Raw genomic sequence first — 314 nt, forward strand, 5'->3', positions numbered from 1 at the left:
GATACAGGCAGACGGCATCCATGTTGGACAGGATGATCTGCCGCTGACGGAGGTGCGCAAGCTGGTTGGGCCGGATGCATATATCGGCATATCGGCAGGAACAGTGGAAGAGGCACTGGCCGCGAAACGTGGGGGAGCGGATTATCTTGGCGTAGGAGCGATGTACGCGACAGCTTCCAAGGCGGATGCGGGAGAGCCGATTGGGCCTGCGGGAGTAAGGGAGATACGAGAAGCTGTAGGCAGAGAATTTCCGATCGTCGGGATCGGTGGCATCAATGTTGGCAATGCGTTATCTGTATTGGAAGCGGGGGTAG

1 protein-coding gene is annotated in these 314 nt (G+C 57.6%); it reads left to right on the forward strand.

Annotated features, from left to right (window positions below):
• Positions 1-314 (forward strand): thiamine phosphate synthase (locus MXD62_RS08175; RefSeq protein ID WP_248828799.1); only part of this gene is annotated, 314 nt, incomplete at both ends.

This window comes from Frankia sp. Mgl5 (genome assembly GCF_023242985.1).
GTDB classification, from domain to species: Bacteria; Actinomycetota; Actinomycetes; order Frankiales; family Frankiaceae; genus Parafrankia; species Parafrankia soli.